Source organism: Blastopirellula marina (assembly GCF_002967715.1).
Classification (GTDB): domain Bacteria; phylum Planctomycetota; class Planctomycetia; order Pirellulales; family Pirellulaceae; genus Bremerella; species Bremerella marina_B.
Map to the genome: position 1 here is coordinate 338066 of NZ_PUIA01000069.1, position 20863 is coordinate 358928.

Below are 20863 nucleotides of genomic sequence, written 5' to 3' on the forward strand. Positions count from 1 at the left end.
CGAATGCCCGCTGGCCGGCGCGATCGATCGTCGGCCTACGTCTGCGTGATTCCCACTCGTTCCTTTCGGAAGAGCACCTCATGCAAACGCGTAAACTTGGTCGGACTGGCCTCGATGTCAGTCTGCTTTCTATTGGCGGCCTGTACACTTCGTCTCTTGCCGGGGGTGTGAGCGAGACGAAACGGATCATGCAGAAGGCTGTCGATCTCGGCATCAACGCCGTCGATACGGCCCCGGCCTACGCCGACAGCGAACTGACCCTCGGCAATGCGATTGCTGATCTGACGGCCCCCCTGGTGATTACCACCAAGCTTGGTGGCCGCCCCACGCCGTTCGATCCGCAAGATGCCAATGGCCTGCGAGCTTCGGTCGAAGAGAGCCTGCGTCTGCTGGGCCGAGACCACGTCGACATTCTCATGATCCACGAGCCAGACCGGCCGCAACAGTACCCGTGGTGGAGCAGCTACGACCCTTTGGATGGCCCGGTGCTTGAGGTGATCGCCTCGTTGAAGCAAGCCGGAACGATTCGCTTCAGCGGTCTGGCCGGCACCACTGTCAACGAGATGACCTATCTCGTGCAGCAGAACAAGTTCGACGTCGTCCTGACGGCATTCAACTACAACGCCCTGTTTCGTGAAGCCGATTCGACCGTTATCCGCTCGGCAAGCGCTCGTGAAATGGGGATTGTGCTCGGCTCGGTCATGGGACAAGGTTTCCTGACCCGGCCTCACAGCGTTTCCGATCCCCATAACCAGGTCTGGCTGGCCGATGCTCGCCGGCAGCAGTTAGAGCAGTATGTGCAGTTGCTCGACCAGTCTGGCATGTCGGCCGTCGAGCTTTGCTTGCGGTTTGCCATCGAGGACCCACGTATCCATACCATTCCGATTGGCTGCAAGACGATCGAGCAGTTGGAAGCGTCTGTGGCGGCCGTCGAGAAAGGCCCGCTGCCTGTTGATGTTCGCTCACGTCTTGACGAGATCGCCGCCTTGCTGCCATACCGGCCCTACGAAGAACCGATGATCTTGCCGCTGGGCAAAAACTATCACGGCCCCGGCATCGCCAACATGGGAGCCGCCGTGCAGGTTGGCAAGCTGAAGAATTGAGTTCGCGCGACTCTTCTCATCCAGTCCTCTCGCCCCTTGTACTGGGGAGGAGAGGGGACAAGAAACGGAAAAAGCCTCGCGACAACTCGCGAGGCTTTTTGCTTTGTCTGTGGAAGTCGCAGGACTTAGCGGTTCAGCGTGAAACCGAAGATCACACCCGAGAACGTCATGTCGTCGCTGTCCTGGAAGTTCGGGTCGCGACCGATACCGGTACCGAAGTACATGTGTTGCCAGGCTACGTCGATGGTGATCTCGCGAGTGAGGTTGTAGGCAGCACCCAGGCTGAACTCACCACCAACCACACCGTTGGAGTAATCTTCGATATCGCCGCGGAAGATCCAGTTCTGACCACCGAAAGCTCGGACGGTCGAGTACAGGGTCCACTGGCCACGGTGCGAGAAGATACGTCCACCCAACTGCCCCAGCAGCATGTTGTTCTGGACGAAGACCGGTGCGGGAACCACGGTGGTCTTGTCGTTGAACTGGGCGTATCGCAGACCGATCATCGGTTCGATCCAGAACCCTTGATGAAACTGATCCAGACGCCAGGTTCGGTTGACTTCAAAGCTGTTGAAGTCAGCACGGTTGACCAGGTCGTACGAAGGACCGTCTAAACGCCAGCCACTGCAGAGCCAGCCGTAGTTGTCGTCGGTCATGTAACCGAAGTCGACACGGTTACCGTAGGTGGCATCACCGTCCCAGGGACCTGGGGCGGATTGTGCGCGGCTCACGTTCATGAACATGCGGTGATACTCGAAGAATATCCCGGTGTTCGGATCGATCGTGTCCTGCCCGTACTGCTCGGTGATCGGGGGAGCGAACCACTGGAAATCATAGTTATCCAGATTGACGTCGCTAAAAGGCTGCATTGCGCCGGGAAATGCGGTTTCATACTGTGCTTGCACGCTGGACGCGACAGCCAGGTTGGCTGCAATGACCAGGGTCCACAGTGCTTTACGATAGCTCAACATGGTCCACTTCTACCTTGTGACTTCCACGGTAATGGTATGGACGACGTCACCTTTCACGATGACGAAAGTTCCTGCGTTGCGGTTTGTATCGGTACGTCTGCGATTGGGAATTGAACCAGTTTGGTAAACTCTGCCGAAAATTCGGGCTAATCCGTAAATCCCCCCAGATATTGCCCTTGCCGCCCCTTATTTTTTGCCTCTTCGATTTCTTTTTCCCTTCTGGAAACGAACTGCGTATATTGCGGGTAAGATACATGCAGACTGTTTTGCTAGCGATATTCAAGGATTTCCCATGTCACGTTTCCCCCTCCTCAGTGTCATACGACCTCTGATCGACCGTCGCCTATGGACGCTGGTTCTTTCGGTCCTGCTAGCATCGAGCGCCCAGGCTGATCCCAAAATCGAAAGTGATGCCCCTGAGTTCGTCCGCGTGAAGAAGAACGCCAGCGAGCGTCCTGTCGCCCTGCAAACGGCCATTGCGCATTATCAGTCGCAAGACGGTGCCCTGAAGATCGACCTGGTGGGGGCCGTTCACATTGGCGAAGACACCTACTACCAAGAGCTCAACAAACGCTTCAAATCGTACGATGCTGTCATGTACGAACTGGTCGCCCCCGAAGGAACTCGCGTCCCCCAAGGGCACAAGGGAACCGGCAGCCCAGTCAGCGGCTTGCAAAACGGCATGAAGGACATGCTTGAACTCGAGTTTCAACTGGAGAAGGTCGACTATTCGCCTGCGAATTTCGTCCACGCCGATATGTCGCCGGAAGAATTTGCCAAAGACATGGAGGAACGCGGCGACGGTCTGCTGCATATGTTCGCCCGAGCAATGGGACAGGGGCTCGTTCAGCAGTCCAAAGGGGAATCGAGTGACGCAGCGGTCATGATGGCCTTGTTCTCCCAGGATCGGGCCATGAAGCTCCGCCGTATCTTTGCCTCGCAGATCTCGGACATGGACAACGCCATGAAAGCGATCGAAGGGGAAAACGGCTCGACCATTATCTCGCAGCGTAACGCCAAGGCCTTCGAGGTGATGGGCAAGAGCATCAAGGACGGCAAAAAGAATATCGCTGTCTTCTACGGTGCAGGGCACCTGGAAGACATGCACGATCGCCTGAAGAAAGATTTTGGCATGGAGCTGAAGTCGGTCGAGTATCTGGATGCCTGGAAGCTTCAGTAGGCAAGTTTTCAGTGTTCAGGAAAGCTTAGCGAGTAGCCCAGACTGCTGGCAGCCGTGGGCTACCCATTTTTACCATCTCGTGACAGCGTCTCCCTCTACAGACGCACGTGCTATCACGATATGCCAAAGCGTCTGTTTATTCTTTCCTGAAAACCGAAAAATGAACTCTGAAAACTCGCTCGTCAAGCCGTTTACAAATTAACTTCGATTCCTATACTTGGCTTCACTTCGCAGCCGCGTGTGACGGAAACAACGCGGCCCAGGGCAGATCTCTTTTCTCATAAAAGTGTCGCACGGATGGCCAAGTTCTCGATGAACCAGATGACCACGTTACGCTGGTCGTTTGAACAAGACTGCTTCCGATACCGCGAGGCAGGCCTCTCGGCAATTCATGTCTGGCGGGACAAACTGCACGACTTCGGCGAGGCCAAAGGGGCGATCCTGCTGGAAGAGCTCGGGCTCGAAGTATCCGCACTCAGTTGGGCTGGCGGTTTCACCGGCAGTGATGGACGCAACTACAAAGACGCCATCAACGACGCCAAGCATGCCGTCGATCTCGCCCAGGAACTGAACGCCGGCTGCCTGATCGTTTATAGCGGAGCACGTGGAGGGCACATCAGCAAGCATGCCCAACGGTTGTTCTCTGGGGCGCTCGAAGAACTGATTCCCTACGCCGAAACGCACGGCGTGACGCTCGCCATCAAACCGATCCGGCACAAGTATGGCTGCGACTGGACGCTGGTCCGCCGCATGACCGATGCGTTGCAGCTGATCGACATCATCGACTCGCCACGTTTCAAACTGGTGCTCGACCTGTACGAGTTCGGCGATCAGGCCGAAGTGCTCGACAACTTGCACCTGTTAGTGCCGTACCTGGCCCTGGTTCAAGTCGGCGACCGCGGCTGCGAACCGCTGGAAGAACCCAACCGCTGCCTGCTTGGCGACGGACACCTGTCGCTAAACGCCACGATCGGAAAGCTAATCCAACTCGGCTACGACGGCCCCTTCGATATCGAACTGATGGGACGCGACGTCCAGCAGCACGAGTACGAACACCTGCTGGCCCACAGCATGGGTTACCTGCAGGCAATGAATAGCGCGACGTAGCTGCCTGCAAACCGGTTCTACTTCCCCGGTAGAATTGCCTGCAAACAGACCAGCCGATCATCCCCCCGCACAAACAAGCGTCCGTCGGAAAGAATGGGTGCCGCCCATGCCGGAGGTTTGAGCAACGCGTTGCCGTTTTGGTCTTCTAAGAAAACCTCTGAGATCGCTTCGTACTTCTGTGGGTTCGCTTTCAAGAGCCGGAGGGTGCCGTACTCGCTCAGGCAAATCAGATAGTCCTCGACTAAAAGCAGCGAGCTCCGCGACAGGCCGGACTCGGCCCACATCACTTTGCCGGTCTGCCATTCAATGCACCGCAGTTCGGCCTGATGCGAATGGCGTCCACTGCTGGCGTACAGGTAGCCATCTTTGTATACGGCTGTGTTCCAGTGTGTTTCCATCGCGTGATCGCGACTGCGTTCTTCGTCCTTCCACACCACTTCGTACCCGCCTGGCTTCACCTTCAACAGCGTGCTGCCGAGGGCGTAGCATTCCGAGATGAAGACTTCGTCCCCGACAATCACCGGAGTGCTGGCGTTCACGCTTTCGAGCTTCTTGGCCCGCCATGGGTAATGAAAATCGATCTTGCCGTTGCGCGGATCGAAACCTAGCAGACCACCTCGCAGGAATGCGAAGCACCATGGGCGGCCATCGATCTCGGCCAGGGTCAGACTTGCATAGCTGGCCAGTTCGTCGGAGATCTTATAGAGGGTCTTGCCTGTTTTCTTATCCATTGCCACGATCGCGCTGCCGTTGCCCGTCACACGATCGATTTGATAGGGCCCCAGTCCTTTGAACTCGTCGGGGCTCCCACCGACCATCACCAGCAGCTTGCCTTCAAAGATGACCGGCGTGCTGCCGACACCAAAGAAGTTGGGCACCACGTTAAACTCTTCCGACAGGTTACGCTTCCAGATGGCCTCGTGCGTTTTGATGCTGATGCAGTGAAGTTCTCCTTCGGCACCATAGATGTAAACGCGGTCTTCGTCGATCACGGGGCTGCAGCGCGGGCCGTTGTTGTAGCCGAGCGCGTCTTCGTACTGGGTTGGATATTCGTACTGCCACAGTTTGTTCCCGGTGGTTACTTCCAAGACTTCCAGGCGGTTCTGATCGCCGTGCCGATCGAACTGGAAGAACTTTCCATCGGCAATGCTACCGATCCCGTAGCCAGTCCCTAGTTTCGTTTGCCACAGGATTTCCGGGCCTCCCTTAGGCCAGGGAACCTGTAGTCCCGTTTCGATGGATGTGCTGTTATGACGCGGTCCCAGGAAGGTTGGCCAGTCTTCGGCAATCAACAAGACAGGGGAGAGTAACGCTAGAAGCAGGAGGGGGGAACAGGCAAGGAAGTGAACCCGAGTCGGCATGCTGCGGTCCTTCAGCGAACGAGGGTAGTTCTCGATGAGAATTCAACATATCCTGGCAGTATAGCCAAGTGTGAAGTTTGTCCCAAACCGTCCTAGTATCTTGAACCAGCGTGTGTCAGTCGCATGTCGACCTTTGATATCAGCCCGTCCATCCGCATCCCCTGGAGCGAATTGCAGTTTTCGTACTCGCGTTCAAGCGGGCCAGGGGGGCAGCACGTCAACAAGACCAACACCAAGGCCACGCTGAAGTGGGACGTGCACGCGACGGAAGCTTTGCCGCCAACGGTCAAACAGCGATTTGAGAAGAACTGGGGGGCCCGCATCAACAAAGAAGGCTTCCTGGTTATCAGCAGCGAAGAAAGCCGCGAACAGCGTAGCAATATGGAGGCCTGCCTGGACAAGCTCAAGCACATGGTGACTCTCTCGGCCCAGCGGCCCAAGACGCGGATCCCCACCAAGCCATCACGCAGTTCGGTCCAGCGCACCCAGGAAAAGAAACGCCAACATAGCGACCGCAAGAACCAGCGTCGCGACTCGAAGAACATCTCGTACCGCAAAGATTAACGGCACTTACGACTTGGTGAGGACGCTTTTCGCCTTGTCCCCTCGCCCCCTTGGGGAAAAGGTTAGGGTGAGGGGCAAACCAGGCACCCGCACCCCAATCCTACCGCGTCCTTTCCCGATTTCCGGGATGGCCTATAATCTTGTTGGACGTTGAAATATCGCTATCGTGACTAGGAACCTATGGACTCCCCCGATCACTCTGAAAACATCGACCACATCCTGAACACGTGGAAATTTGAGCCTGGCCGGCTAACGGCCCGGATCACGACCGCGTCGGATGGGCGTGACGTACTGCAGATGCGGATCGAGATGGGTCTGTTGCAGATGGAAATCAATGGAAGGCCTGACGGTGAAAGGCCTTACAACTTTGATTCGTATCTCGAATACCTGCACTCCCAGTTCCTGACTGACCCGGCGGCCACGTTGAGCGAGGACGACTGTGTCGAGATCGACCGCGAGTTTGTCCAGCTTTATCATCGCCGAATCTGCTGGCTAGCCCTGCGAGAGTACGAGAAGGCCGTCCGCGACGCCGATCACACATTGGCCCTGATGGATGTCTGCCGCGATCACTCGAGCGATGAAGAGTGGATCGACAGCCACGAGCATTTTCGTCCGTTTGTGATGTTCCACCGCATTCAAGCCAAAGCCTTGATCGAGCTGGAGAAACACACACCAGAACACGCGATCGAGCAACTGACCGAAGGGGTCGAGCAGCTTCGTAGCTTCTACGAAGCCGAAGGAATGGAAGACGGCGAAGAGTTCGAGTCGGACGAACTGCATGTCCGCCTGATCGAGCTGCGAGAAACGCTTCGCGAGCAATTCGACGTCGGGCAAACGCTCAACGAGCAACTGGCCGATGCCGTGGCCAACGAACGCTACGAACAGGCCGCAAAACTGCGTGATCGTATTCATCGCCGCGAAGACCCCCGCTAAGCGAGGGGCCATTTCGACGTAAGCGACTTATCTGTATGGCCTTACGATCACTTGCCAGCCATTTTCACCGGGCCTATTCCCCCGCGTGTGGATAAACTTTGTTGCATTCACTTCCCGATCTGGATAGAATTCTGTCACACACCTTTTTAATGCTTTCAAGCACATATCCCGGTATATCCCACCTTCAAGCGATCCAAGGAACTGCTATGTCCGAGAAGTCGACTAATCCCTCGCCACAGAAAAATGTCCAGCGTCGTACCTTCCTCAAAGGCTCTGCTGCACTGGGTACCGCCGCTGCGGTTGGCAGCCTGACGCTGGCCCGTTCGGCCCATGCTGCTGGTAACGACGAATTGAAAGTGGCTCTGATCGGTTGTGGTGGCCGTGGTAACGGAGCCGCCGTCAACGCGACCAAGGGGGACGAGAATCTGAAGATTACCGTCCTGGCCGATATCTTCCCGGACAAGGTCGAAGCATCCAAGCGAATTCTGGCCCGACAGCTGGGTGACCGCCTGGCTGTGACCGACGAAAACTGCTTCAGCGGTTTCGATGCTTATAAGCAAGTGATGGACACCGATGTCGACGTTGTGCTGCTGTGCACCACGCCTCACTTCCGCCCGGCTCACCTGGAAGCCGCCATCGCCGCCGGCAAGCACGTCTTCTGCGAAAAGCCTGTCGCGATCGATGCTCCTGGTTGCCGCAAGGTGATGGAAACCGTCGAGAAGGCCAAGCAAAAGAACCTGAGTATCGTTAGCGGTCTGTGCTGGCGTTACCATCCGTCGGTGATCGCCACCGTCGAAAAGATCAAAGAAGGCCTGATCGGCGACGTTGTTTCGATGCAGGAAAACTACCTGGCCGGCACCCTCTGGCACCGTGGTAACAAAGAAGAATGGTCGGAGATGGAATACCAGATCCGCAACTGGCTGTACTTCACTTGGCTCTCGGGCGACCACATCGCCGAACAAGCGATTCACAGCATCGACAAGGGGCAGTGGATCATGGACGACCAGACCCCGGTTAGCTGCTACGGTCTGGGCGGTCGTGAAGTCCGCACCGGCGAAGAATACGGTAATATCTTCGATCACCATGCTGTCATGTACGAATACGCTGGCGGTCAGAAGATGTTCCACTACACGCGTCAGATGGCTGGCTGCTTCAACGAGACCGAAGACTTCATCATGGGTACCAAGGGGAACGCCAAGATCCTCAGCGGTGTCATTGAAGGCCAGAACAACTGGAAGTACGACGGCCCTGGTGGCAACATGTACGACCTGGAACACAAAGCCCTCTACGAAGGCATGCGTTCAGGCAACATCATCAACAACGGCGACTACATGACCAAGAGCACCATGTGTGCGATCATGGGCCGCATGGCGACCTACACCGGTAAGAAGGTCACCTGGGAAGAAGCTTGGAACAGCCAGGAAGACCTGACTCCCAAGTCGTACGAATGGGGCGCGGTCACCATCCCCACTCCAATCGCCGTTCCTGGCAAGACCAAGTTGGTCTAAGCCACTGATCGTGCGAGCGATGAAATCGGATTACACTAGAGGCCAGGAATTTCCCTGGCCTCTTTTCTTTTCCGCTTGTGACTTTGCACCCATCCCCAGTTCGACATCCTCTGTTGCCGGTGCCCCTGTTTGCACTGGCCGTTGTCGCGATCGTCCTCGCGTTTTGGCTCTGGGGCGACCCTCTTTCGATTCGCCTGGCCTTCGCCACATCGCTGTACGCATTGGCGGTGATCGCGATGACCTTGCCCCCTGCGATCGCAACGAGCCTGCTGCTATTTCGTACGAACCTTATCGGCCGCCGCGTCTTGCTTGCGCTGCTGGTGATTTGGCTGTTCATTCCTATCTATGTGCATATCGCCGGCTGGCGTGATCTATTCGGGCCGCAAGGGTGGCTGGAGGTTGCCAGCCCTTTTGATCCCAGTGCCAACCTGATCGACGGCTGGACAGGCCTCTTGTGGCTACATGGCCTGGCCGCGTTTCCGTGGGCCGTGCTGATCACCGGCATGGCCTTCACGCGAAGTTCGGCTGGTCTGGAAGACGATGCCCGCCTGGAAATCACACCGCTGGCCGTGCTGGCGAGGGTCACCCTGCGGCAAAACTGGGACGCCGTACTTGTCGCAGCCGCGTGGATCGTCGTCACCGTTTTCGGCGAAATGAGTATCGCCAGCGTGTGCAACGTGCGAACGTATGCCGAAGTCGTCTTCACCGGCATTCCACTCGGGCAATCGACTACCGAATCGACACTGACCATCGCCCCAGGGGGCGCTCTGATGATCGGTCTGATCTTGCTTACCGCATGGCTCGCCCATGGCCTGCGACCTGCCCCTACTGACGCTGAAGTGAAACGAGCGAAGTTATTGCCGCTGGCGGGCCGTCGCGTATTGGCATCGCTGGTGGTATGGTCGCTATTCCTGATCCCCCTAGCGCCGCCGATCGCTGGGCTGGTTTACAAAGTGGGAATCACCATCGACCAGGTCGACGGACAATTCATTCGAGGCTGGTCGCTGGCCAAGGCCTTCACTTTGACACTCAGTAGCGCGAGCATCTATCAGAAAGAACTGCTCTGGACGCTGGCCCTCAGCATGACCGTAGCGGTCATCACCACAATCGTCAGCTTGCTGCTAAGTGATCTCGCGACGCGAAGTCGCTGGTCAGGGAGCTTCGTTACCTTACTGTGCGCCGCTTTGTTCGCTCTGCCGGGACCGATCGTGGGGCTTGGCATTGCCTGGGGGTCGAATCGGCCGTGGCTCGCCCCCCTGGCTCCCTTGATCGATCGCAGCATCTTCAATCCAACGCTGGCAATTCTGACGGTGACCGTGCCGCTGGTGACGTTCTTTTACTGGCACGCGATGCATACTTCGCGGCAGATCTACGAGATGGCTCGCATCGACGGCAGCTCCTGGTGGCGAACGTGGACACGGATTGTGCTGCCGGCAAACATCCCGGTGATTGTCGCTGGCGCACTGATCGCCCTGGTGCTGGCAGCCAACGATGTGTCGGCCTCGGTGATGGTGCTACCGGCAGGCATCGATACGATTTCGCGACGCATTTTCGGCCTGCTGCACTTTGGCGGGGAAGATAACGTCGCCGGGATTCTGTTGATGAACCTGGCAGTGGTCGCCGCGTTGTCGGTGGTGATTGGGCGTCTGGCCAGCTGGCGCGATCGTAACGATTTTGGCGATTCGGTGCCGTAATCCGCAATGGCGTACTATACTGCCAGTGTTCGACCAACTGACGAAGGAGGCCCCATGCGTTTATGGAATTCACTGCCGCTGCTACTCGCTTTGCTCGCCGCGGCACCTCTATGCGCGGACGAGATCGCGTTTGAACGTGATGACAAGCGCATCGACCTCAAGGGACAGGTCATTGCCACGCACGAGGCCGGCATTATTCTGCACACGCCTGACGGTAAGATGTGGCCGATTCAAAATGCCGAGATCGTCGAACGAACGAAGACGGCGGCTCCCTTCGACCTGCAAACCAAAGAGCAACTGATCGAGACCGTCCTGGCCGAAATGCCGCCGGGTTCGCAGGTCATCGAAACCACCCACTACGTCGTCGCCTACAACACCTCGCGGGCCTACGCGCAGTGGGTCGCCGGGATGCTCGAGCGACTGCATCGCGGGTTCACCAGTTATTGGACGCAGCGCGGCCTCAAACTGGAAGAGCCACAGCAGCCGCTGGTGGCCTTGGTATTCGACAATCAAGATAGCTTCGCCCGGTACGGCCAGGCCGAACTGGGGGACGCAGCGAAGAGCGTCATCGGCTTCTACAGCATGCACACGAACTACGTCGTGATGTTCGACCTGACAGGGGGCGGTGCAGGGGATGCCTCGAAACGAACGATAGGCATTCGCGATATTCAGCGGCTGATGTCACGCCCTGACTTTCAATGGAGCCTGGCCACGATCGTACATGAAGCTACCCATCAGTTGGCCTTCAATACCGGCTTGCAGAAGCGTTATGCGGACGTGCCGCTGTGGTTCTCGGAAGGGCTGGCCATCTACTTTGAAACACCGGACGTCTCGAGCAGTCGCGGCTGGCGAGGCATCGGTCAGGTTAGTGCCCCACGGCTACAGCAGTTCCAAAAGGCGGCCCGCGACAGCTCGCAGCCTTTTCTCCCAGACATGCTGATCAACGACGACTCGCTTCGCAAAGCGGCGACGGCCATGGATCGCTACTCGCAAGCGTGGGCCGTGACGTACTTCTTGCAGAAGCGAAAGCCTGAAGCATACGATGCCTATCTCAAAGAGCTATCGCAGATCGAACCGCTACACGATCCATCGCAAACCGAACGTGTTCGACTGTTTCAAAAACACTTCGGCGTCGATCTGACGGAACTCGAAAACGAAGTCCGCCAGATGATGCAAGGCTTAAGGCCATAGTGGCTAAACAGGATTAGCCACTGTGCTCTCTGTGGCAAAATCTCTTCTACTTCTCTTCGCGAATGCGGTAGAGGTTATCGGCAGTGCGGATGACCAGGTTTCCGTCCAGGAAGATCGGGTTGGCCATGATGCGTTCGCCCAGGTCGTTTTCGGCGATCACGTCATATTCATCCCCTGGCTTGATGACGGTCGTCATGCCTGATTCGCTGCAGAAGTAGATGCGTCCGTTGGCATACGTGGGGGACGCGCTGTAGTTCCCGCCCATGCGACTGGTCCACACCTCTTGCCCCGTCGCAGCATCCACACAAGTCGCCACGCCGCGATCGCTGACCATGTAGATTCGACCATCGATAATTACTGGGGAAGGGGTCGTAGGCACCTGACGGCTGAAGGTCCATTCGATGTGCGAGTTGGTTACGTCCCCTTCGCCATCGGTGCGAATCGCCACTAACTGGGGACGCATGAAACCAGAACAAATATAGACGGTGCCGTTTTCGAACACAGGTGCCGGCACATTCGAGAAACCGCTGCCGTGATCGGCTCGCCATAGTTCCTTACCGGTCTGTGGATCGTAGGCACAAACCCACTGAGCACCCGGGATGATGACCTGGGTTTGCCCATTGATCTCGACCACCAGTGGCGTGGCGTATGCTTTCTTACGATCGCCATCGTCGGTACGGAAAGGAGGACGCGCGGTCTTCCAGGCAGTCTTGCCGGTCTTCTTATCAACGGCGGTGATGTACTGCTCGTTGACCCCGTCGCAAGTCAGGATAACCAGGTCACCGACAACCACCGGCGAACTGCCAGGGCCGACGTTGTACTCGAGGGCATTGTCGTTGTTCTTCCACACTACCTCGGCCGATTCAGTATCGATACAGCACGCGCCGTAGGTTCCGAAGTAGCAGTAGACGAACTTGCCTTCAGCCACAGGGGTTGGCGAGGCGTACGAATTGGTGAGATGAACCGGCAGTGGATCGGTCACGTGAAACAGGTCGACCGTTCGCAGCAGTTTGCCGGTCTTGTAATCGACTTCGACGGCCTTAAGGTCAACATCCGAAGCGAGGTTCGATTGATCACGCTGAAACGGCTTGGCGTCCTTCAATCGTTCATTCTTCTCTTCTTCCGACAACAGGTTCACCATCGCCGTAGTCAGCCAGATCTTGTCCCCGACGAGCACTGGCGACGACCAGCCTTTGCCGGGGATCTCGGTCTTCCAAACAACATTCTCATCGGCTCCCCATTTCAGCGGGACGTTCTTGGCCGGTGCGATACCGTCTCCACTGGGTCCGCGAAACTGCGGCCAGCTTTCAGCCGAGGCGGTGCCAATCAAAAGTCCCGTCACAAGTGCGAGCGATAGCAGACGAACAGTGGTCATGGGCGAAAACCTGATCTGGTGGGAAGCAATTACGAGGGAAGGAGAGTGGCTCAATCGTGTTAGCCTAAATGACAGCCACCGGTACCACATTGAGGCAAACCACATCCGCCGCCGCTGGGCATCGGACCGCAGACCGGCAGTTGATTCGATTTACCACCGGTATGGGCCGCTGGGACACTCCAGGCCTTTTCCAGCTTGGCACTGCCACACTCGGGGCACTTTGGCTTTTCGCTCCCCCGCACCAACAATTCAAACTGGCTTTGGCACGCCTCGCATGTGTATTCAAACAGCGGCATCGGTTCACCTGAGATCAAAATCGGTTAGAGTCAAATTAGAGCTGACCGTATTGTAAATGATAACCCAGGAAACTCCATCCATGTCTGATCGACCTTTGCTCACCCGACAGCAGTCCCGCGCCGTCGATACAATCGCCGCCGAGAAGTACCACATCCCCGGGGTCATCCTTATGGAAAACGCTGGCCGAGGTTGTGCCGAACTGTTGCTCTCGCACAGTCCGGCCAGCGTCCTGATCTGCTGCGGGCCTGGCAACAACGGAGGCGATGGCTATGTTATTGCCAGGCACTTAGACCTCTTGGGTGTCCCGGTGAAAATCGCCCTATTCTGTCCTCGCGAGCGCATCCACGGTGACGCACTGATCAATTTTAGGATTATCGAAGCCGCCGGCATTGAGATTCTCGACTTTGCCGATGAGCCTCTTTGCGAATGGTTTGCCTCGCGACTGCACGAGGCAGATTGGGTCGTCGACGCGATGCTGGGGACCGGTGTCACTTCGCCGCCGCGTGAACCGATGGCTTCAGCCATTCGCCAGATTAATGCGGCTTCAGCCCAGGTCATGGCAATCGATATTCCCAGCGGACTCGACTGCGATACCGGGCAGCCCAACACCCCAACGATCGAAGCCAACTTCACGGCCACGTTTGTTACCTCGAAGCCTGGCTACGCGAAACCTTCAGCAAAGCCGTACGTGGGAGAGGTACACGTTGTCGATATCGGGACGCCTCAGGCACTGCTGGGCGAGATCTTCCGCTAGGAATTCATCCCCGGGCAGATGGTGACCAGGGGACGGGATCAAAGATCGATCGACTTTTTGAAGAAGCTCATCGCGTCGGTGCCTGGGTCTCCGGCGACGAATCCGTGCCGCAGATATAACTGGCGTGCCCGGTTGTCGGCCCGGACTTCGAGCGTGACATAAGCACATGCTTCTTCCTTGGCCAACTGATCGACCGCTTGAAGCAACGCACCGCCGACTCCCTGGCCGCGTGCTTCAGGAGCGACGGCCAGATCGTGAATGTTGATCAGCGGCTGGGCTTTGAAGGTCGAGAAACCGAGGAAACAATTGGCCAGCCCGACAAACTTTCCATCCGCACTAGCCAACAGCCCACGAAACTGATCGACCTTACGCAGACGCTCGATCAGATTCTCGTAAACGTCCGGCGAGAGAGGAGCGGCACCCCCCATCGGATCGCGGGCATACTGATCTAACAGCTGAACCAGTGCCGAGGCGTGCTGCGGATCGTTCAAGTCAATGCGAATGATCTTGCCAGAGAAAACAGGCATGCTCGAACCTCGCCTAGAAAAATCAACCTGGCGAAGACTAGTCGTTCGCGCTTTGAATATTGTCGAAGTCGAGGTCCTTCCACTTCATCGCCCGTCGCGATGGCTCGATGCGAAGGACGACTTCTCCTCCCTGGAACAAGCGAACCGTTCCGTTCGACTCGCTGACGGCAATGGAGATGGCCTTGGTCTTTTTGCTGATCGCAGCGGCGGCCCAGTGGCGCGCCCCCAACCCTTTGCTCAGCGTAACGCTGGCCGAAGTCACGTCCAGCATGCGGCCAGCGGCCTCGACGGTCCCATCGGCGTTGACGACAAACGCTCCGTCGAGCTGCGCGATTTCCTTGAGGTTTTCGCGAACGCTACGATCGCCAATGTGGCGATCCTTCTTGGCATACCCTTTCAGTGGATCGAAACCACTGGGGGCGCTGTTGGAAAGAACCTTGCGATGATCTCCGACAACGAAGCAGGTCCCAACCGGTTTCCCTTCGCGGCCTTCGCGACCGATCTCGACTGCCAGGTCGACCACGATTTTAAGGGTTTCCAGCGGGACACTCGTTTCGAGCTTCCGCAGGTCTCGCGAGGTCAGGCGGCCCAGGCGTTCGTCCAGGCGAATGAAGCTGATGGTATCGATGCGTTCTTCGTCGAAGCCACTGTACAAGGCAACGACCTTGGCACCGGTCGAGAGCTGGTCGTTGGCGACTGCTTCGACCAGGGCATGCATCAGCTTTTCGAGGATCGGGCTCTCTTCCAGTTCGACGACTACGCCGTGCAGGCCAGTATCTTCGATGCCCTCTAAGAACTCTTCGCGATCAGCGGCGACGATGACCTTGTGGTTATCAGCCACGGCCTTGAGCTTTTCCCACTCAGGCTGACCATCCACAAAAATAAGTACCGCATCCGCCTCGGCGATTTCGAGCATTCGAATCGCGAGCTTCAGGAACTCAGTGAACTGACTCGAGAGCTTTTGATATTTCATCCTCGGCGGAGTTTCATTCCCAGAAGTGAAGCCGGCTATCAACGCGCATGTGCCGACAATCGTAGGACAGATCCCCTCCACTGACAAGCGCTGCCCAGCCATTTCAGGACCTGGGTCAGCCAATTTTCTTGGAGAAACCCCCTGCGATTAGTCGTGCGACGTTTGCAGAATCTCTTCGGTGCGGCTGCCAGGCTTGGTGCCGAACACCAACTGGTCGTACAGCACCAACGCATGAAGCGCATGTCCCTTGGGACCGATGCTCCAATCGTGCTTCGGATTCTGCTCCATGATCGTGGTAATGTAGTTCACAGCCCGCACGATTTCAGGAGAGGTCAGCTCTTCCTTCGGCAGGGAGAAGATCAGGAACTCCAGGATATGGCCAGAGGTCTGCAGCCGACGGTCGATGTCGCGGTCCATGCCGCGTCCCTCGAACCAATTGGTGCTGAAGCTGCCGTCCCGGTTTTGAATCTGAAACGAATGCTGGTGGTAGGCGCTGAGATACTCTTCGGCCTTGGCCCAGGCACCATCCATGGGCAAACCGGCCTTCTTACGGCTGGCAACGGCAAACGCAATGCCGGTCAAACGGTGCGTACCACCACACGCCGCCCCTACAACCTTCTGGGTGATTTCTTCCTTGAGCAGCCGTTCCATGTTCCACTCTTGGCCATCCCGCGCGGTCCAGGTCGCATCTGCTGGCAGATAGTATGAAAGGGAAATCAGCTTGAAAGTCAGTTCCGACTTCGGCTGGCAGGTTTCCTTCTCGAATTCGATCAGGTCGGCCACGGTGAACGACTGGCCGTCGACTTGAATCTCGTACGAAGCTGGAACATAGCTCTGGGCGAGCATGGCCAGGAACTGGCCGTGATGCCCTTGGACACGCGGCCCTTGTCTGGCCTCGAGCTTGCCGTTGTTGATTTCAAACAGACGATGTCCGCGGCAGGGCTTGTTCCAGCAAATCCACCCAATGGTGCTCACTGGCTGGCGATACTGGGGCGTGCGAATCAATGCATCGACACCCCATGGCAGAAAGCCGTGCATCGTCTCCCACACATCATGCTTCGTCGCGTCGGAAAGTTGGGTGCGATAATAGTAGTTGAGCACCCGAGCAATGCGTGGTTGCAGGGCTCGAACTTCCGGCGAAAGAGGCTTCTCGATTTCAGGTTCTTCATCGGTAATCGATTCCGGAGCCTCGGTTTTCTTCTTGCCAGCTTCCTCTTCGTCCTTAATCGGACGAGCATCTTTGTCCTGCATCAACGGAGCGGGCTGCTGCGCCGCAGCTTCCTCCAACTTCGCGGGCTCTGCTTCCTTCTTTTCCGGCTCAAGCGAATCGGCAGGTATATCCATCGTCTTGGATGGGTCCGACTTTGATTCAGCAGTCTGCCCTTTCTGCTCACTCTTCGCTACTGGTGCATCCTTTGCAGAAGCACCACTATCAGCAGACTCGCCAGTCTTCTCTTCTTTTCCAGCAGTTGGAACCGCCGCTTCTTTTGGTTCTTCTGTGGGAGGTGCCGGCTTGAAGGGATCGTTTTTCTCTTGCGGGACAGCCGCAATACGGATCATCGGTTTATCGATCGAAAGCTCCGTCGCAGAGCCATCCGCATGATTCAATATCGGAGCCACGACCACCTCTTGAGCGAACGTCGTGGTGATCGAGAGCGTTGTCGTACCCCAGAACGCGATGGCGCCGAGGAGGTTTACATTCCGTCTTAGCATGCGTCTTCGTCTTTAGTTCTTAGGCAGCCTGGTGGATGGGATTTTAGGCTGCGAGAGAGTCATCGAACAGTTCAAACCGAAACGTGGGGCAAAATGCAGGAGGTGTTGTGGATTCTCGCACAAGCGGCCGAGCAAGATAAAACACCGCGTTGTCGTTGCGAGGCTCATGCATCTTCGTTTCTGGCTTCAGTTATACGGCACGTTACGCTAATAGCAAACGGCATCCGCGGTGGCTCAACTGAAATGAAACCCATGCCATTCCCCGTTTTTGCGCCCCCATCAACACTGGTCAATTGGCGCAAGATGGGAATCCGTAACCGCGTCACTTTTTCTAAAGTTCGTGCTTATCGGTTATTCGTATCGCGCCGGACAACTACCGGAAAAAGCTGGGCACAATCTGATCGGCAATTGAAAATGGTGGAGGCTCGGGATTACCACCCATCGCAAATTCTCGCCACTTGGCCGTATCGCCTTGGTAGTCGACATTGCTGGTTTTGCGGAGTGATTCGATTGCGGCAAAACGCATCGCTGGATCGCGTGCATCCAGCGCCGGGACGAGGGCCTCCTTCGCATTGGGTGTCTTAAATTGCCCCAGCGCAGTAGCCGCGGCGATCCGGACATCGTAGTCCCGGTCGCGAATCAGCACGTCTGCCAGTGTTTCGACCGCTTCCGGGTTCTTCGATTCACCCAGCGCCACCACCGCCTCGCGGCGAACGAATTCGTCCGTATCGAAGATCGACGACTTGATCGCCGCAAAGGACTCTGGCGTATTCAATTTGGCTAAGCTACGCAGCATATGAACGCGAATCACTTCGTTCTCTTCTTCCGGAAGCGCCTTGGCGATCTTGGCGGCTTCTTCCGCTCGGCGCTCTGGCGACAAGCTACGGGCACTCGCAGCTAAACTGTCCAACGCTTCAATTCGCTGAACCGGGGTTGGGCCATACTTGGCGATGTCGGCTGGATCTTCATTATCCCACCAAATGATCGGGTCGATGATCGCACCGTTCGAGGCACATCCGGTCAGCCCCAGAAGAAGGGCTATTAGGATTCCGCAAAGCGGGGACTTCTGGTCCATGAATTTTGTCCAACTGGCCTAGGATTAAAGACTTTTTGCGACGTAAGCGGGCAGACGCTACCAAAATGATCGACCCCGTTCCAGGCGAATTCCCACTCATTTTTTATGTCTACGATCTACCCCTTAAAAAGTTCCAGAGATTGTTTCCCAGAACACCAAAAACCTGATATGGTAACGGCTTAGCGTGATCTTGCGGGCCACCGTATGCATCGTTGTCAGCCGATGGATTCCAAGATTCCGCGTTTGCCAGCGAAACACAGGCGGAGATTTCAATCCAACTTGTGTGGACTTTGCAACCAATCATGACAACTCATCGCACAATAAACAGAGACCCAGGTTTGGTTGTCTCTTGTTCTTTACCCCCATTGGGAGGCCTCCGGTGATCGATCCTCAACAACATGCCAAGAATCGAGGGCTCGTCGAGTCGATACTCCAGTACATCCCTGGTTTTTCCGGCTACCTGGCTCGTGAATATCGCCGCGAGAGCGACAGCATGACCCGGAACTTTCTGGCCGACAAACTACAGAAGTCGAAGAAAGGGCTCGACGAATACGGCAACACGCTGGTTGGTCTTGGTGCCATCGACCAACTGCCGATGCTCGAACGCCTTCGCAGTCGGCTAGATCTGGCTATCAATCGCTTGAAGTCTCAGATGCCAGGCTACAGCGGATTCTTCGACTTCGTTCAAGTTGACGAAGAACTGCTGACCGACCTATACGAACACGATCTGGCCCTTGTCCAACAAGTTGACACGCTGGCCAACGATATCCAGAACCTGGGCACCTCGCAGTTGACGCCAGCTCAGGTGGTACCAGAGATCACCGCCAAGATCGACGGCCTACTGGGCAAAATCGACCACCGCGAGCACATGCTCAAAGGGGTCGCCGCCGGCGGCGATGCTCCGCAGTAACTTCGCAAACCGACAAAACGGGTGCCACGCCCTAGTCTTCTTGGGCGTGCTTTCCCTCAAACATCTCATCGCAAATTAACGACCTAGAAAGAGAGAACCCTGATGAGCCTGCAACTGGAAGTCATTCAGTTTTTCGATAACTCGAATCGCTCCATCGTGCATCGCATGCCGCCTGAGGGCTCGGCCGCCATCAAGTATGGTGCCCAACTGATAGTGCAGCAGAATCAGGAAGCCGTCTTCTTCATGGACGGCAAGGCGATGGATTCGTTCGGTCCTGGGCGTTATACGCTCCAGACGCAGAACATCCCGCTGATTACCAGCATTCTCACCATGCCGTGGGAAAAGTCTCCGTTTCAGGCGTCGGTCTATTACTTCGGCAAACAGACCTTCCTCGACCAGAAATGGGGGACCCGGCAACCGATCACGATCCGCGATCGTGACTTCGGCATGATTCGCCTGCGGAGCTTCGGGAAGTTCTCGTTCCGCGTGGTCGATGCCCCGCTGATGCTCAACACGATCGTCGGCACCCAGGGCAAGTACACCACCGACGAAGTCAGCGGCTACCTGAAAGACCTGATCGTTTCGCGTCTGACCGATCTGCTTGGTACGTCGCAGATCAGCATGTTGGACTTGCCGAGCAAGTTTGACGAGATCGCTGCCGGTACACGAATTAAAGTCGCCGACGACTTCGCCAAATACGGGCTCGAACTGGTCGACTTCTTCATCAACGCGATCACCCCTCCGGAAGAAGTGCAAAAGGCGATCGACGCTCGCAGCAGCATGGGCGCGATCGGCGATCTGCGTGCATTCACCATGTACCAGGCCGCCAACAGCATGAGCAAGATGGCCGAGAACAGTGGAGAAGGGGGTGGCGCTGGCCCTGGTGCGATGCAAATGGGGATGGGTGCCGGTTTCGGCATGATGATGCCAGGCATGATGCACGCTGCGATGCAAGGCTATCAACAGCCAGGTGCACCACCGATGGGCGGCCCCGGCACACAGCCCATGGGCGCACCAACGGGTTCTAACCCTGGCCCGGCACCAGCCGCAGCGGCCATGGGGGGAGCGATGAGCTTCGACGACCTACACGGCAGCGCTGGAGCGGCACCGACACCAAAATTCAGTGCGAAGGACATCATCAAAGCCGTCGCCCAGACCAGCAACTGGCCTCTGACCGAAAACAGCGAAAGCGACTGGACCATCAACGTTCCTGTCAGCTCGCTTCGCAAACAAAATGTGCACGTCACGTTCGGCCAGAAAGATGACGACGGCAACGAACTGGTCGTCTACCACAGCCTGTGCGGCCCGGCCAACGAACGCAACGCAATGGCCTTGCTACGCTACAACACGAAGATGATCCACGGAGCGTTCGCCGTCGAAAAGGGAGAAGCAGGCGAAGTCATCACCGTCCGCGCTAACCAACTGGCCGACGCCGTCGACCAACTGGAAGTCACCAAAACCATCACCGCAATCGCCTGGCAGGCGGATAAGGTGGAGGAGAAGATTTTGGGGACGGATAATTACTAGACCGGCGTTTTTGCTGCAAGATGATGTACTGTCGTCGGCCTGAGGCCGTTTGTAGATATAAGTCGCACAACTAGGCCCCGAAGACCATTGCCACAACCCC

General features: G+C 56.8%; 19 protein-coding genes. 11 read left to right on the plus strand and 8 right to left on the minus strand.

Annotated features, from left to right (window positions below; all coding sequences use genetic code 11):
• Positions 1-80: 80 nt before the first annotated feature.
• A complete protein-coding gene (locus C5Y96_RS21835; protein ID WP_105357835.1) occupies positions 81-1103 on the plus strand; it encodes an aldo/keto reductase in 1023 nt (340 codons plus the stop codon).
• A gap of 125 nt (positions 1104-1228) precedes the next feature.
• On the opposite strand, the gene C5Y96_RS21840 is transcribed toward C5Y96_RS21835, so the two are convergent.
• Complete coding sequence (locus C5Y96_RS21840) at positions 1229-2074, minus strand: hypothetical protein (protein ID WP_105357837.1); 846 nt, start codon at positions 2072-2074, stop codon at positions 1229-1231.
• A gap of 292 nt (positions 2075-2366) precedes the next feature.
• Here C5Y96_RS21840 and C5Y96_RS21845 point away from each other — a divergent pair, with 292 nt between their 5' ends.
• Together C5Y96_RS21845 and C5Y96_RS21850 are read left to right on the plus strand one after the other, a co-directional pair.
• Positions 2367-3254 (plus strand): hypothetical protein, encoded by an 888-nt coding sequence (locus tag C5Y96_RS21845; protein ID WP_105357840.1) that lies wholly within the window; start codon positions 2367-2369, stop codon positions 3252-3254.
• A 297-nt stretch (positions 3255-3551) separates the two neighbouring features.
• Complete coding sequence (locus C5Y96_RS21850; RefSeq protein ID WP_105357843.1) at positions 3552-4361, plus strand: sugar phosphate isomerase/epimerase family protein; 810 nt, start codon at positions 3552-3554, stop codon at positions 4359-4361.
• Between the two features lie 17 nt (positions 4362-4378).
• Here C5Y96_RS21850 and C5Y96_RS21855 read toward each other — a convergent pair whose 3' ends face one another.
• Positions 4379-5722 (minus strand): PQQ-binding-like beta-propeller repeat protein, encoded by a 1344-nt coding sequence (locus tag C5Y96_RS21855; protein WP_105357844.1) that lies wholly within the window; start codon positions 5720-5722, stop codon positions 4379-4381.
• A gap of 123 nt (positions 5723-5845) precedes the next feature.
• Between C5Y96_RS21855 and arfB the strand changes: the two genes are divergently transcribed.
• The 5 genes from arfB to C5Y96_RS21880 all read left to right on the plus strand — a co-directional run bounded on the left by arfB (position 5846) and on the right by C5Y96_RS21880 (position 11612).
• Complete coding sequence (arfB, locus tag C5Y96_RS21860) at positions 5846-6286, plus strand: alternative ribosome rescue aminoacyl-tRNA hydrolase ArfB (protein WP_105357845.1); 441 nt, start codon at positions 5846-5848, stop codon at positions 6284-6286.
• A 180-nt stretch (positions 6287-6466) separates the two neighbouring features.
• The gene (locus C5Y96_RS21865) at positions 6467-7219 is read left to right on the plus strand and encodes a UvrB/UvrC motif-containing protein (RefSeq protein WP_105357846.1); all 753 of its coding nucleotides are present in this window, start codon (positions 6467-6469) and stop codon (positions 7217-7219) included.
• A 206-nt stretch (positions 7220-7425) separates the two neighbouring features.
• Positions 7426-8727: a Gfo/Idh/MocA family oxidoreductase gene (locus C5Y96_RS21870; RefSeq protein WP_105357847.1), complete on the plus strand. Its 1302-nt coding sequence runs from the start codon at positions 7426-7428 to the stop codon at positions 8725-8727.
• 119 nt (positions 8728-8846) lie between these two features.
• Positions 8847-10421, plus strand: a complete 1575-nt coding sequence (locus C5Y96_RS21875) for an ABC transporter permease (protein ID WP_409994434.1) — start codon at positions 8847-8849, stop codon at positions 10419-10421.
• 54 nt (positions 10422-10475) lie between these two features.
• Positions 10476-11612, plus strand: a complete 1137-nt coding sequence (locus tag C5Y96_RS21880) for a DUF1570 domain-containing protein (protein WP_158261359.1) — start codon at positions 10476-10478, stop codon at positions 11610-11612.
• A gap of 46 nt (positions 11613-11658) precedes the next feature.
• Here the strand turns inward: C5Y96_RS21880 and C5Y96_RS21885 are convergent, their stop codons facing one another.
• Entirely contained in the window at positions 11659-12987 is a 1329-nt protein-coding gene (locus C5Y96_RS21885) for a PQQ-like beta-propeller repeat protein (protein WP_105357854.1), read from the minus strand.
• 59 nt (positions 12988-13046) lie between these two features.
• Positions 13047-13283: an FmdB family zinc ribbon protein gene (locus tag C5Y96_RS21890; RefSeq protein WP_105357856.1), complete on the minus strand. Its 237-nt coding sequence runs from the start codon at positions 13281-13283 to the stop codon at positions 13047-13049.
• A gap of 80 nt (positions 13284-13363) precedes the next feature.
• Between C5Y96_RS21890 and C5Y96_RS21895 the strand changes: the two genes are divergently transcribed.
• On the plus strand, positions 13364-14038 hold the full coding sequence (locus C5Y96_RS21895) for an NAD(P)H-hydrate epimerase (protein ID WP_105357858.1): 675 nt from the start codon (positions 13364-13366) through the stop codon (positions 14036-14038).
• A gap of 38 nt (positions 14039-14076) precedes the next feature.
• Here C5Y96_RS21895 and C5Y96_RS21900 read toward each other — a convergent pair whose 3' ends face one another.
• The 4 genes from C5Y96_RS21900 to C5Y96_RS21915 form a co-directional block, all read right to left on the minus strand.
• A complete protein-coding gene (locus C5Y96_RS21900; RefSeq protein ID WP_105357860.1) occupies positions 14077-14565 on the minus strand; it encodes a GNAT family N-acetyltransferase in 489 nt (162 codons plus the stop codon).
• Positions 14566-14602: 37 nt separating this feature from the next.
• Positions 14603-15538: a DNA integrity scanning protein DisA nucleotide-binding domain protein gene (locus C5Y96_RS21905; protein WP_105357863.1), complete on the minus strand. Its 936-nt coding sequence runs from the start codon at positions 15536-15538 to the stop codon at positions 14603-14605.
• Positions 15539-15685: 147 nt separating this feature from the next.
• On the minus strand, positions 15686-17251 hold the full coding sequence (locus tag C5Y96_RS21910) for a hypothetical protein (RefSeq protein WP_105357865.1): 1566 nt from the start codon (positions 17249-17251) through the stop codon (positions 15686-15688).
• A gap of 373 nt (positions 17252-17624) precedes the next feature.
• Positions 17625-18326: a HEAT repeat domain-containing protein gene (locus tag C5Y96_RS21915; protein ID WP_105357866.1), complete on the minus strand. Its 702-nt coding sequence runs from the start codon at positions 18324-18326 to the stop codon at positions 17625-17627.
• Between the two features lie 379 nt (positions 18327-18705).
• Here C5Y96_RS21915 and C5Y96_RS21920 point away from each other — a divergent pair, with 379 nt between their 5' ends.
• Both C5Y96_RS21920 and C5Y96_RS21925 read left to right on the plus strand, forming a co-directional pair.
• Positions 18706-19236, plus strand: coding sequence for a hypothetical protein (locus C5Y96_RS21920; protein ID WP_105357867.1), 531 nt, complete (start codon positions 18706-18708; stop codon positions 19234-19236).
• A gap of 102 nt (positions 19237-19338) precedes the next feature.
• Positions 19339-20763 (plus strand): SPFH domain-containing protein, encoded by a 1425-nt coding sequence (locus tag C5Y96_RS21925; RefSeq protein WP_105357868.1) that lies wholly within the window; start codon positions 19339-19341, stop codon positions 20761-20763.
• Positions 20764-20863: the final 100 nt, after the last annotated feature.

Excerpts from the sequence above, each read along its gene's own strand:
- C5Y96_RS21835 (WP_105357835.1), top strand. The coding sequence starts at position 81 with ATGCAAACGCGTAAACTTGGTCGGACTGGCCTCGATGTCAGTCTGCTT.
- C5Y96_RS21840 (WP_105357837.1), bottom strand. The coding sequence starts at position 2,074 with ATGTTGAGCTATCGTAAAGCACTGTGGACCCTGGTCATTGCAGCCAAC.
- C5Y96_RS21845 (WP_105357840.1), top strand. The coding sequence starts at position 2,367 with ATGTCACGTTTCCCCCTCCTCAGTGTCATACGACCTCTGATCGACCGT.
- C5Y96_RS21850 (WP_105357843.1), top strand. The coding sequence starts at position 3,552 with ATGGCCAAGTTCTCGATGAACCAGATGACCACGTTACGCTGGTCGTTT.
- C5Y96_RS21855 (WP_105357844.1), bottom strand. The coding sequence starts at position 5,722 with ATGCCGACTCGGGTTCACTTCCTTGCCTGTTCCCCCCTCCTGCTTCTA.
- arfB (WP_105357845.1), top strand. The coding sequence starts at position 5,846 with ATGTCGACCTTTGATATCAGCCCGTCCATCCGCATCCCCTGGAGCGAA.
- C5Y96_RS21865 (WP_105357846.1), top strand. The coding sequence starts at position 6,467 with ATGGACTCCCCCGATCACTCTGAAAACATCGACCACATCCTGAACACG.
- C5Y96_RS21870 (WP_105357847.1), top strand. The coding sequence starts at position 7,426 with ATGTCCGAGAAGTCGACTAATCCCTCGCCACAGAAAAATGTCCAGCGT.
- C5Y96_RS21880 (WP_158261359.1), top strand. The coding sequence starts at position 10,476 with ATGCGTTTATGGAATTCACTGCCGCTGCTACTCGCTTTGCTCGCCGCG.
- C5Y96_RS21885 (WP_105357854.1), bottom strand. The coding sequence starts at position 12,987 with ATGACCACTGTTCGTCTGCTATCGCTCGCACTTGTGACGGGACTTTTG.
- C5Y96_RS21890 (WP_105357856.1), bottom strand. The coding sequence starts at position 13,283 with ATGCCGCTGTTTGAATACACATGCGAGGCGTGCCAAAGCCAGTTTGAA.
- C5Y96_RS21895 (WP_105357858.1), top strand. The coding sequence starts at position 13,364 with ATGTCTGATCGACCTTTGCTCACCCGACAGCAGTCCCGCGCCGTCGAT.
- C5Y96_RS21900 (WP_105357860.1), bottom strand. The coding sequence starts at position 14,565 with ATGCCTGTTTTCTCTGGCAAGATCATTCGCATTGACTTGAACGATCCG.
- C5Y96_RS21905 (WP_105357863.1), bottom strand. The coding sequence starts at position 15,538 with ATGAAATATCAAAAGCTCTCGAGTCAGTTCACTGAGTTCCTGAAGCTC.
- C5Y96_RS21910 (WP_105357865.1), bottom strand. The coding sequence starts at position 17,251 with ATGCTAAGACGGAATGTAAACCTCCTCGGCGCCATCGCGTTCTGGGGT.
- C5Y96_RS21915 (WP_105357866.1), bottom strand. The coding sequence starts at position 18,326 with ATGGACCAGAAGTCCCCGCTTTGCGGAATCCTAATAGCCCTTCTTCTG.
- C5Y96_RS21925 (WP_105357868.1), top strand. The coding sequence starts at position 19,339 with ATGAGCCTGCAACTGGAAGTCATTCAGTTTTTCGATAACTCGAATCGC.